Here is an 11,387-nt window from a genome sequence, read left to right as displayed (position 1 = left end):
CCCGCCGTTGGCCACGACGTTAGGCATATTTATGATCTCAGTCAAGAAGTTGCCTAACTTTATTCGTCCGGCGGCGCCGATACGCTGACGGCGGAGGGAGAACCATGACGACCGACGAGTGCGCGGAGACCGACGAGGGCTCCGGGACGCGACCGCGCCCGCAGTCGCTGATGCTGAGCTTCCTGGGCAACTTCGTGCTCGGCCGGGACATCGGGGTGTCCTCCGGGAGCTTCATCGACGTCTTCGCCCGGGTCGGCGTGTCCGAACACGCCGCCCGCTCCACCCTCAGCCGCATGGCGCGGCGCGGCCACTTCCACCGGGAACGGCACGGCCGACAGGTCTATTACGGGCTGACCCGGCGCTGCGCCGAGATCCTCGCCGACGGTGAACGGCGGATCTGGACGACCGGGGTGGTGAACCAGGACGCGGACGCGCCGTGGACCCTGCTGTCCTTCTCACTGCCGGAAGGGCGCCAGCGCGACCGCCACGACCTGCGCTCCCGCCTGACCTGGGCGGGGTTCGGCCCGCTGGGCAACGGACTGTGGATCGCGCCGTCGGAGCTCGACGCGTGCCAGGTCATCGACGGACTCGGGATCGACGACAACGTCCGTGTGTTCCACGCCCGGCCCGCGGCGCCCACCGAGGTGGGGCGGATCATCGCCGACGCCTTCGACCTGGCCGACCTCACCGCCCGCTACCGGCGCTTCCTGGAACGGTGGGACACCGCGGCCCCCGTGCCCGAGGCGCCCGACGACCTGGCCCGGCTCCTGTTGCTGATGACCGACTGGCTCCAGACCATCCGCCGCGACCCGCGCGTCCCGCTCGCGCACCTGCCCGACGACTGGCCCGCCGTCCGCGCCCAGAAGCTGGTGCACGAGCTGCACGGGACCTACGCCGTGCCCGCGCGGGCCGAGGCCGAACGGGTCCTGGACACCGTCCCCATGCCGCCCTCGGACTGACCCGGGCGGTGTCAGGCCCGCACCTCGGAGCGGTCACCGCCCCACAGCGTGTGGAAGGAGCCCTCCCGGTCGACGCGGCGGTAGGTGTGGGCACCGAAGAAGTCCCGCTGCCCCTGGACGAGGGCGGCGGGCAGGCGCTCGGCGCGCAGGGAGTCGTAGTAGGCCAACGCGGCGGAGAACCCCGGAACGGGCACGCCCTGACGGGTGGCCGTCACCACCACTTCGCGCCAGTCGTCCTGTGCCTCGGCCACCTCCCGCGCGAACGTCTCGTCCGACAGCAGGCCCGGCAGGTCGGGGCGGGCGTCGTAGGCGGCGCGGATGCGGTCCAGGAACGCGGCGTGGATGATGCAGCCACCGCGCCACAGGGCCGCGACCGCGCCCGGGTCGACACCCCACCCGTACTCGTCGCTGCCCACGGCGATCTCGTGGAAGCCCTGCGTGTACGACATGATCTTGGAGGCGTACAGCGCCTGTTCGACGCGGTCGGCGAAGTCCGAGGCCGCGGCTCCGGACAGCGCTTGGGCGGAGGGGCCCTCCAGCGAGCGCGACGCGTGGCGCAGCGCGGTGTGCCCGGACAGCGAACGGGCGAAGACGGCCTCGGCGATCCCCGACACCGGCACGCCCAGGTCCATCGCGGTCCGCACGGTCCAGCGGCCGGTGCCCTTCTGCTCGGCGGCGTCGGCGACCACGTCCACGAACGGCGCACCGGTGGCGGCGTCCACGTGGGAGAGCACCTCGGCGGTGATCTCGATCAGGTAGGAGTCCAGCCGTCCGGTGTTCCAGCCGCGGAACACGTCGGCGATCTGGCCGGGGGCGTAGCCCGCCACGTCGCGCAGCAGCTGGTAGGCCTCGCCGATCAGCTGCATGTCCGCGTACTCGATGCCGTTGTGCACCATCTTGACGAAGTGCCCCGCGCCGTCGGGTCCGACGTGGGAGACGCAGGGCGTGCCGTCGTCGGCCTTGGCGGCGATGCGCTCGAGGATCGGACCGAGCGACGCGTAGGACTCGGCCGAACCGCCCGGCATGATGCTGGGCCCGCGCAGGGCCCCCTCCTCGCCGCCGGAGACACCGGTGCCCACGAAGTGGATGCCGCGCTCGCGCAGACCCCGTTCACGGCGCCGGGTGTCGGCGAAGTGCGCGTTGCCGCCGTCGACGATCATGTCGCCGGGATCCAACAGGGGCGCGAACTCGTCGATCACCGCGTCGGTGGGCTGGCCCGCCTTGACCATCACGACCAGCTTGCGCGGGCGTTCGAGCGCGGCGACGAACTCCCCGGCGGTGCGGGCGGGCACGAAGTCGCCCTCGTGGCCGAACTCCTCCACGAGGGCGTCCGTCCTGGCGGACGTGCGGTTGTGGAGGGCGACGGTGTACCCGTTGCGCGCCAGGTTGCGGGCGAGGTTGCGGCCCATGACCGCCAGACCGGTGACGCCGATCTGCGCTGGAGTACTCATAGGTGTGGCTCCTGTGACTTTTGGGAGTCGAACTGCGACTCAGCGTAGGACGGCGGCCGCGGCGGGGCCGGTCACCCGGGGCGCCGCGTGCGTCGCCGCCGGGCGTCGGCCCCGGCCGCCGGGGCGTCCCGGGCGCGTGGGCCGGCGGGACACCCCGGGCGCGCTCACTCCCCGGGCGCCGCGTACACCAGTCCACCCCCCACGTACGTCCGCGCCACCCGGGCCTCGTGGATCGCCCCGACCGGTCCCGCGAAGGGGTCCCGGTCCAGCACCACCAGGTCCGCCAGGGCGCCGGGACGGAGCGCGCCGGTCTCGTCCAGGCGGTTGACGCGGGCCGAGCCGGCCGTGTACGCCGTGATCGCCGTGACCAGGTCCAGCCGTTGCTCCGGAAGGAAGGCGGGCCCCCTCGAGCCCGGCAGAGCCCGGTTGACCGCGACGTGGACGCCCTCCAGGGGATCGGCGCTGCTCACCGGCCAGTCGCTGCCCGCCGCCAGGTGCGCCCCGGACCGGTGCAGCGCCCCGAACGGGTACTGCCACCCCGCCCGCTCGGGGCCCAGGAAGGGGATGGTCAACTCGTCCATCTGCGGCTCGTGCGCCGCCCACAGCGGCTGGATGTTGGCCGTGGCGCCCAGCGCCGCGAAGCGCGGCACGTCGTCGGGGTGGACGACCTGCAGGTGCGCCAGGTGCGGGCGGTGGGGGGAGGGGCCGTTGGCCCTCCGAGCGGCCTCGACCGCGTCGAGCGCGTCGCGCACGGCGCGGTCCCCGAGGGCGTGGAAGTGCGTCTGGAAGCCGAGCCGGTCCAGCTCGGTGACGTGGTCGGGGAGCAGCTCCGGGTCGATGAAGCTCGTGCCCCGGTTGGCCGTGGCGCACCCGCAGCCGTCCAGGTACGGGTCGAGCATCGCGGCGGTTCCCGTCTCCGCGATCCCGTCGAGCATGAGCTTCACCGCGTCCGCGCGGAACCGCCCGTGGGTCAGGGCGGCGCGCCGCTCGACGAGTTCGGGGATCTGCTCGGCTCCACGCCCGCGGTCCCACCACAGCGCGCCGACGACCCGCGCGGTGAGCGCCCCCTCCCGGGCGAGCTCCGCGTAGGCCGCCGACGGGTCGGGGATCCCGCCGAAGGAACCCACCAGGGCATCCTGCCAGGCGGTGATCCCCAGGGAGTGCAGGTGCTCCTGTGCCCGCAGCAGCGCGGCGCGCAGGTCGGCCGGCGAGGGCTCGGGGACCAGACGGCTGACCAGCCCCATCGCCCCCTCCTGGAGGAGCCCGGTCGGTTCCCCGTCGGGACCGCGCTCGATCCGGCCGTCCGCCGGGTCGGGGGTGTGGCGCGTGATCCCGGCCAGTTCCAGCGCGCGGCCGTTGACCCACGCCCCGTGGTGGTCGCGGTTGGGCAGGTACACCGGCCGGTCGGCGACCACGGCGTCCAGGTCCGAGCGGTGCGGAGCGCCGCCCTCGAAGGCCTCCATCGACCAGCCGCCCCCGGCGATCCACGCGCGTTCGGGGTGCGCGGCGGCGTAGGCGGCCACGGCGTCGAGGGTCTGCGCCCGTGTCTCGGCCCCGGTCAGGTCGCACTGGACCATCTCCAGCCCGGCCGGGGCGGGGTGCACGTGCGCGTCCTGGAAGCCGGGCAGCAGCAGCCGCCCGTCGAGGTCGACCACGGTGGTGGAGGGGCCGGTCAGGTCGTCCGCCGCCGAGGCGTCGACGGCGGTGATCCGGTCCCCGGTCACGGCGACGGCGGTGGCCCCGTTCGGAGGGCCGCCGGGCGTCAGCACCGGGCCGTTGGTGAACACGAGGTCGGCGTGGTGGGAGTGCATCTGTGCTGCTTCCTTCGGTCGTCAGCGGGAGGGGGACGGGGCGGGCTCCTCCGACGGGGCGGTGCCCGCGTCGCGGAGGAAGTAGGGGGAGCGGCGCACCCAGCGGGCCCAGGCGCCGGTCGCGATCCCGGACGCGATCATCACCGCCGGGATCGACAGCAGGAACCAGCCGTTGTCGGGGTGCACCGCGAAGCGGTCCGTGGAGGTGGCGTAGGTCCAGCACAGGTAACCGGTGATGCCGAGGACCACCGAGGCGCCCACCAGTGGGAGGACCACCGCGCGGACCCCCGCCCACGGTGACTCCCGCAGCAGCCCGCGGAACCGCGTCGCGGCCGCCAGCGCGGTCAGGACGTAGACCAGGGCGACGAGGATCCCCACCGAGTTGACCGTCGCCACGATCACGTCCACCAGCCGGGGGATCACCAGCGACAGGACGGCCACGCCCGCCGCGACGGCGCCCAGCACCAGGGTCCCCGCCGCCGGTGTGCCAAAGCGCGGGCTGACCCGCGACCACAGCGGGCCCAGGGTGCGGTCCCGGCTCATGGCGAACATGCCGCGCGCGGTGGGGATCACGCCGGACTGGAGCGAGGCGACGGCGGAGAACATCAGGGCCACCAGGGGCAGCGCGGTCAGCGGCTGGTCGGCCAGGTGCCCGGCGAAGACGGCGAGCCCCTCGGGCCCGCTTGCGGTGAGTTCGTCCTCGCTGAGCACGCGCTGGAAGGCCACCGAGCCGAACAGGAACAGGCCGAGCGTGGAGAACAGGGTGAGCAGTCCGGCCCGCGAGGCGTCGCCCGGTTCGCGGACCTCCTCGCTGACGCTGAACGCGGCCTCGAAGCCCCAGTAGCAGAACACCGACAGCAGCAGCCCCTGCGCCAGGACCGTCGGGGAGGGGAGGGCGAACGGGTTGAACCAGTCGAGGCTGAAGGGGTTCGGGCCGACGGCGAGGCCGTAGCCGAGGAACCCGAGCAGGACCGCGTACTCGAAGACCAGGAGCGCGCCCTGGAACCGGGCCGCGGAGCGCAGACCGGTGACCGCGGTCAGGGTGACCCCGGCGAGCACGGCGCCGCCCACCAGGACCGACTGGGCCGTCGACCCCGGGTCCAGGACCAGCCCGGCGACGGCCTCCACGCCCGCCATGCGGACGGTCTGCAGGATCGCGGACCCCGTCACGGCCGTGGTGTAGGCGAGGAAGGCCACGGTGGCGACGATCATCGTCCACCCGGAGAGGAAGCCCAGCCAGGGGTTGAGGGAGCGGCCGACCCAGACGTAGGTGTTGCCCGCGTTCGGTTCGACCCGGTTGAGCCGCGTGTAGGCCCCGGCGACGCACAGGACGGGAAGGAAGCCCAACAGCAGGATCGCGGGCAGGTGGGGGCCCACCACCATGGCCATCGCGGTGAGGCCGATGCCGATGCTCGTGGTGGCCGCCGTGCTGGACGCCGCGATCGCGACGCCGTCCAGGACGCCGATGGATCTGCGCAGGGGCGTACCGGAGGCGGTGGGCGGCGGGACCGCGGAGGTGGGCGGCGGGGTGGACGTCATGGTCGGCTCCGTTCGCTGGGGGATGTCGGCCCGGTGAACGGATATGCAACACGTCACCCCCTTGGCAGGTCAATGGTGTTGTCATAAGCTCCCCCGCAGAACACCGAGGCCATGACGTGCGGAGGAACCGATGAGCGACCGCGTGGTACCGCCCGGGGCACGGCGAAGGAGGCGGCCCACGAAACGGGGGGTCGTCCTGTCGGAGGAGCTGATCGTCCGAACGGCCCTGCACCTGGTCAGAGAACACGGCGCCGACGCCCTGACCGTGCGGCGTCTGGGCATCGCCCTGGGAGCGGACCCCAGCAGCCTGTACCGTTACTTCCGCAGCGCCGACGACCTGCTGCTGGCCGTGGCCGACGAGCTGATCGGCCGCACCCTGCGGGACTGGCGGCCCACCGGCGAATGGCGCTCCGACCTGTATGAACTGGGGATTCGACTGCACGAGGGCGCCCTGGCGCACCCGCAGGCGACCGTGCTGAGCGCGTGCCGGGTGACCGGGCGCGCGCACGAGATCCGGGCGGTGGAGACGGCGCTCGGGCTGCTGCGCGGGGCGGGTTTCCCCGACGCGGAGGCCGTGCGGATCTACCACGCGTTCGTCGACCAGGCCCTGGGCTTCGCCGCCCTGGACGCGGCGAACGCGGCGCTGCCCCCGTCCGCCCACGAGGCGGAGGCCAGGGTGTGGGACACGACCTACGCCGCGCTGCCGGAGGAGACGCACCCGAACATCGCCGCGACCGTCCCGCTGCTGGCGGCCACGATGAGGGGCAGCGCCTACCCGACGGCGCTGACCATGCTGCTGGCGGCGGCCGAGGCGCGCCTGTCGGTCCACACCCGCGGGTAGTGAGGACCGCCGGGGCCGAAGCGGTCAGCCCGCGATGCCCCCGACGACCGACACCACGTGCGGCGCCACGATCACGGCCGTGCCGACGAACAGGGCGGACAACGCGTACCTCGGCGCCCCGTCCACCTCCAGGGCGCGCATCAACCACCAGCCCACGCAGGAGCCGAGCGCCCACAGGCCCACGATGACACCGATCACGCCGAGGTAGCCGGAGGCGGTCTGCCCCGAGTACGGCAGCAACAGGTGCAACAGCGAGAGGAGGCCGAGGCAGGGGAGCCCGAGCAGCATCAGGCCCAGGTGGACCACGGCGAGCACGCGCAGCACGCGTGACGGTCGGCTCGGCGTTGATCCCGTGGTCGGGGAGGTGTCCGTGTCACTCACACCGTACCGACGCGCCACCGGGGAGCGCGGTTGACGCCCCCGCCCGCGGGGGTCAGATGTCCGCGCCGGTGCGGTCGGGCGGCGGGGCGTGGATGTGGACCCGACCGATGTGCTCCGCCTGGACGACAATGCCGCTCACGTCCCCGCGGACCTCGTTCCGGTGGACGCCGCCTCCCGGGCGGTCGGGTTCGGGCCGGGCACGGGGGCCGACCGTTCGGCCGGGCGCGGGCCACACGCGCTCAGCGCGGTGTCTCAGGACCGAGACGACCAGGTCGGCCAGGCCCCACGCGACCCTGCAGGCGAACAGCCCGACCGCGACCACCAAGAGGTACTGCAGGAGTGTCGTGGGGCTGGGGTCCGGATTCCGCGCAGGCTCCGCCAGAGGCAGTGCCTCCGGTAAGAGGGGCGAGGGTCGAAAACCGTGGAGTCAGCGCCGTGCACCCTTCGGTCGACTCGCGGCGTGCGCTCCGCGATCCTATCCGAGCGCCGGGCCGTGCGGTGAGGCGCGTTTGGAGTCCTCGCCCCGCCAACACACGAAGGGAACCGCGTGCCGCTCCACGTCCACCGAGTCACGAAGTACGATCCCGCCGCCCGTGACGCCAACGGCCACCACGTCGGTTCCGAGAACGTCGACAGCGACTACGGGCCGATCGAGGCCGCCTACCTGGACGCGATCGCCGCCTTCGCCCGGGACAGCGGGGTCGATCACCTGGAGGTCCGGGAACCGCTGTTCGGTGGTGCTTCCACGCCCGCCGCGATCGCGCGGCTCTTTCCGTCCGCCCTGGTCGGCTTCCACGACGGTACGACCGTCCCGCTCTCTGTCGGGCTGGAACTGGTCCGGACCATGCTCCGGGGCGACGAGGCGTTCTGGTGCCAACTGGAGGTCGAGGACACGTTCGCCGTCCACGTGAGTGGGGACCTGTACGTGTACGTCGGCAGCCGGGAACCCTGCCACGAGGCGGTGGCCCGCACCCGCGGACTCGGACTCTTCCCCGAACCGATGGACGTCTCACCCGACGACGTCTTCTTCGACTCCGGCGACGAACCGGAAGAGCGGCGTCCGGCCGACGCCACCTTCTGGGCGCGCCTGGACCACCTCGGCCACGGCCGCGGTGTGCTCCTGGAAGAGGAGTTCGTCGGCAACGCCACCCGCTGGCACCGGGTGACCCGCGAGACCGCGGCCGACGTGCGCGCCCGCCTGGCACCCCGGGCGCGGCTGACCGTGTGGCCGCCGCTGGCCGACGACGTCGACGGGGTCCTGGCGGCACTGCCCGAGGAGGACCCCGTGGAACTCGTCTGGGAGGACGCGCACGGTCGGCTCAGGAGCGAGGAGTTCGACGGGCCCGACCACCGGGCGCTGGCCGCGCTGTTGTCGGGCGCGCGCGGCGCCATGGTCCTGTCCGACCACGTCGGCCAACGCCGCCCCCTCCTCACCGCGGTCCTGCCCGACCCCGACGGCGTGCTGCGCGCCCGCTGGCGGACCGAACCCGCCGACAGCGACCGCGCCTGGACGTTCATGCGGACCCTGGAGCGCGGACGGCTCGTCACCGGCACGGTCGCGCGCATCGCCGACTTCGGGGTCATGTTCGTGGACCTCGGCGGGTGCACCGCGATGATCAACCTGCCTGAGCTGTCCTCCCGCCCCTTCGACGCCCCGACCGACGTGGTCTCCGTGGGGCAGGAGGTCACCGCCAGGATCCTGGACGTGGACATGGTCCGCGAACGCGTGTCCCTGACCCTCGGGCTTCCCTAGCGTTCGGCCCGCCTCCGCCAGGCCTCCAGGTGCTCTTCGACCTCCCGCGTCTTCGGGTGGTCGGGGCCCATGACGCGGATCTGGTCCGGCAGCAGCGCCGTCAGCTCCTCGACCGCGCGGGCGGGGTCGCCGGCCTCGCCGCGGAACCGGGCCAGGCTGTTCCGGGTCGTGAACACGTGCGGGTGGTCCGGACCCAGAGCGCGCAGTTGGTCGGCGAGGTGTGCCTCGAGTTCGGCGACGGCTTCGGCGTACTCTCCGACCACACCCTTCCACGCCGCGATCTGGCCGCGGGTGGTGAGCGTGTCGGGGTGGTCCGGTCCGAGGACGCGCAGCTGGTCGGGCAGGAGGGCCTCCAGGTCCCGGATGGCTCCGCGGGGGTCGCCGGCCCTTCCCAGCCAACGGGCGACCTGGTTGCGTGTGACCATCGCGCTGGGGTGCTCGGCGCCGAGCAGCGGCAGTTCGTCGGCGAGCACCGCCCGGAAGGACTCCACCGCGCCCTCCGCGTCACCCGCCCTGCCCCGGGCGGAGGCGAGGTGCGCACGGGTGCTGAGGACGTCGGGATGGTCCGCGCCGAGCACCCGCGTCTGCACGGGCACGATGTCCTCGAAGTCGGCGACCGCGCCCCGCGGGTCGCCCGCCCGGGAGCGCCAGCGTGCCGCCTGGACCCGGGACCTGAGCGTCTGCGGGTGCCGCGCGCCGAGCACCCGCGTCATGGTGCCGGCCAGCGCCCCGAAACCCTCGGCGGCGTGGCGCACCTCGCCCGACAGGCCGCGCCAGAGGAGGATGTCGTGGCGCGCGGCCAGGGTGTCCGGGTGTTCGGCCCCCAGGCGCGCGTCGGCCGTGTCGGCCAGTTCCTCGCAGTGGGCCACCGCCTGGGAGAGCGCGCCCGCCTTGCCCAGACTCTGTCCGAGACGGACCAGCAGGGGGTGGGCGCCCCCGTCCCACAGCCAGCCCCGTTCGTGCTCGGCCAGCGCCGTGGTGTTGGACCGCAGCCGCTGCCCGAGGCCGGTCGCGTGGACGCTCGGCTCCCATACCGACAGGAGCGCGTCGGCGGCCGCGCGGACGGTGTCCCGGTCGGGCCGCGTCGCCCGCCGCTCACGCGTGGCGCGCTGCACGAGCCGGTGCGCTCCGACCAGGGCGTCGTCCCCGAACCCGGACCGGGTGACCAGGTGGAGCCGGGCCAGCGCGGACAGCGCGTCGTCGGCGTCCCGCGAGGTCGGACCCGGCTCCTCGGGGCGGGCGCGGCGGAGGTGGTCGAGGACGGGGGAGGACGTCAGCGCCGCGACGGGGATTCCCGTGGGGTCCAGCAGGCTGACCAGCCGCATCATCGGCAGGGCGAGCCCGCGCGGGGTGAGCGTGTTCGCGTGCTCGACGGAGACCGCCCAGGTGGTGGCCACGGTGCGCGCGTAGTCGTCGGGCAGGCTCTCCTCCTCCGGGAACAGCCGGTCCAGGGCGCCGCGCCGGTCCCGGAACAGCGCGCGGTAGGACGCGCACGTCATGCCGCCCCTGCGGTCGCGGATGTAGGCGGCCGCGTGGGACAGGGCCAGCGGCAGGTGTCCCAGGTCCTCGGCCAGCGCCGTCAGGTCGGCCTGGTCGGGGGCGAGGGGCAGGTCGTCGAGCGCGGTGGCGAGGTAGGTGAGGGACTCGTCCGGTGTGTAGACGCCGACGTCGATGAACGCGCGCCCCCTGCCCGCCAGGGCGGTGTCGGTGCGGCGGGTGGTGACCACCAGTCGTCCCCGGGGCCCGGCCGTGTCGGCGGCGGCCGGAGCGCTGGTGGTCGGCCACAGGCCGCGCACGTGCTCGGGGACGTCCAGGTTGTCCAGGACCACCAGCCAGCGCTGGTCGGTGGTCTGGAGCCAGGTCAGGAACCGGCGCGCCGCGTGTTCGGGGTCCTCGTCCGCGGGGGAGTGGAGGATCCGGTGGGCGGCGTCGGCGTAGGCCCGCAGGATCGTGGCCCGCTCGGCCGCGGGCGCCCACACCACCAGATCCACCTCCTCCCGCCGGAGCAGCGCCCGGGCGTGGTGGGCGGCCAGCTGGGTCTTGCCGACACCGCCCATCCCGGACAGGACCTGTCCGAGCACCACGGTGGGGTGGTCCCGCGACGACCGGGTGAGCCGGTCGGTGAGGGAGCGGTGCTGGAAGTGGTCGGCCTCGTTCGGCAGGACTCCGACGACCATGGGCCAGGCCGGTTCGGGCTCCGGGGCGTGGACGACCTGGGTGTCGATGACCGTGTGGTGCGTGGGTTGGTGGAAGGTGAGCGTGCCGCCCTGGATGAGGGTGCTCCCGCTGACACCCCCGGTGACGGCGTTGGCCGTCGCCTGGGATCCGTCGACCGTCTGGGTCGGCTCCGTGGTCTCGGCCGGAACCGGATGCCGGGCCGCGCTCGGTCTTCGTTTCCCCGACGACCGCTCCACGATCCGCCCGGCGACGACCAGGAGCACCGTCAGGGCGGCGATCAGGGCTGCGCCCCAGGGCGCGGCCGCGCCCTCGGTTCCCGCGACGGCGTCGCCGCCCGACCAGTACAGGACCGCCGCGGTCGCCAGGATCACCGTCGTGGCGAGCCCGGCCACGATCCACCGTGTGCGTGTCATGACGGTCAGTGTGGCGGGAGAACGCCCGAGTTGTCAGGTCCGGAGGCCGATGGGGCTGGCC

General features: G+C 73.8%; 9 protein-coding genes. 3 read left to right on the top strand and 6 right to left on the bottom strand.

The features are described 5' to 3' along the window. Positions 1-104 precede the first annotated feature (104 nt). Positions 105-959: a PaaX family transcriptional regulator gene (locus tag KIK06_RS10100; protein ID WP_268642962.1), complete on the top strand. Its 855-nt coding sequence runs from the start codon at positions 105-107 to the stop codon at positions 957-959. Between the two features lie 11 nt (positions 960-970). On the opposite strand, the gene gndA is transcribed toward KIK06_RS10100, so the two are convergent. The 3 genes from gndA to KIK06_RS10085 form a co-directional block, all read right to left on the bottom strand. After that, positions 971-2,410 carry an NADP-dependent phosphogluconate dehydrogenase gene (gndA, locus tag KIK06_RS10095; protein WP_268642961.1) on the bottom strand — a complete coding sequence of 480 codons (1,440 nt, stop codon included), beginning with the start codon at positions 2,408-2,410 and terminating at the stop codon, positions 971-973. Positions 2,411-2,574: 164 nt separating this feature from the next. Next, entirely contained in the window at positions 2,575-4,221 is a 1,647-nt protein-coding gene (locus KIK06_RS10090) for an amidohydrolase (RefSeq protein WP_268642960.1), read from the bottom strand. 21 nt (positions 4,222-4,242) lie between these two features. Further along, positions 4,243-5,760: an APC family permease gene (locus KIK06_RS10085; protein ID WP_268642959.1), complete on the bottom strand. Its 1,518-nt coding sequence runs from the start codon at positions 5,758-5,760 to the stop codon at positions 4,243-4,245. Positions 5,761-5,890: 130 nt separating this feature from the next. Between KIK06_RS10085 and KIK06_RS10080 the strand changes: the two genes are divergently transcribed. Continuing rightward, positions 5,891-6,601, top strand: a complete 711-nt coding sequence (locus KIK06_RS10080) for a TetR/AcrR family transcriptional regulator (protein ID WP_268642958.1) — start codon at positions 5,891-5,893, stop codon at positions 6,599-6,601. Positions 6,602-6,625: 24 nt separating this feature from the next. Here the strand turns inward: KIK06_RS10080 and KIK06_RS10075 are convergent, their stop codons facing one another. Continuing rightward, positions 6,626-6,982, bottom strand: a complete 357-nt coding sequence (locus tag KIK06_RS10075) for a hypothetical protein (protein ID WP_268642957.1) — start codon at positions 6,980-6,982, stop codon at positions 6,626-6,628. Positions 6,983-7,034: 52 nt separating this feature from the next. Continuing rightward, the gene (locus KIK06_RS10070; protein ID WP_268642956.1) at positions 7,035-7,304 is read right to left on the bottom strand and encodes a hypothetical protein; all 270 of its coding nucleotides are present in this window, start codon (positions 7,302-7,304) and stop codon (positions 7,035-7,037) included. A gap of 225 nt (positions 7,305-7,529) precedes the next feature. On the opposite strand from KIK06_RS10070, the gene KIK06_RS10065 reads away from it, so the two are divergent. Beyond that, positions 7,530-8,735, top strand: coding sequence for a S1 RNA-binding domain-containing protein (locus KIK06_RS10065; RefSeq protein WP_268642955.1), 1,206 nt, complete (start codon positions 7,530-7,532; stop codon positions 8,733-8,735). Here KIK06_RS10065 and KIK06_RS10060 read toward each other — a convergent pair. Next, on the bottom strand, positions 8,732-11,326 hold the full coding sequence (locus KIK06_RS10060) for a tetratricopeptide repeat protein (RefSeq protein WP_268642954.1): 2,595 nt from the start codon (positions 11,324-11,326) through the stop codon (positions 8,732-8,734). The genes KIK06_RS10065 and KIK06_RS10060 overlap by 4 nt on opposite strands. Positions 11,327-11,387 lie beyond the last annotated feature (61 nt).

This window comes from Nocardiopsis sp. EMB25 (assembly GCF_026797795.1).
GTDB lineage: Bacteria > Actinomycetota > Actinomycetes > Streptosporangiales > Streptosporangiaceae > Nocardiopsis > Nocardiopsis lucentensis.
The sequence above is the reverse complement of the archived record's forward strand: the minus strand, read 5'-3'. Positions and strand labels throughout refer to the sequence as shown.